This window comes from Pseudomonas sp. SIMBA_041, from assembly GCF_046535095.1.
In the GTDB taxonomy this organism is placed as follows: Bacteria; Pseudomonadota; Gammaproteobacteria; order Pseudomonadales; family Pseudomonadaceae; genus Aquipseudomonas; species Aquipseudomonas mucoides.
In genome coordinates this window covers 1-258 of the sequence record NZ_JAWRXJ010000539.1, presented here as the reverse complement: position 1 = coordinate 258, position 258 = coordinate 1, and the positions used below count along the sequence as shown (strand labels likewise).

Here is a 258-nt window from a genome sequence, read left to right as displayed (position 1 = left end):
GATAGCAGCAACGTCTTCGGCTGCTATCGTTGCAGAAATTGCTCTTGCTGAACCAATCAACACTATTGTAGAAATTGGTGGTCCGGAAAGATTCAGCTTATCTGGTCTTGTACAAAACTACCTTTCTAAAACCAAAGATTCACTTGAAGTAATAGAAGATAATGAGGCATTGTATTTCGGTTCTCCACTCGAAGATCTTACTCTTGTCCCTAAAGATGATGCAAGACTGGGAACATTAACTTTTGAAGAATGGTTTCC

General features: G+C 39.5%; 1 pseudogene. It reads left to right on the top strand.

Annotated features, from left to right (window positions below):
- Positions 1–258 (top strand): annotated as a pseudogene (locus SB725_RS32265) (NmrA family transcriptional regulator); the annotation flags it as partial.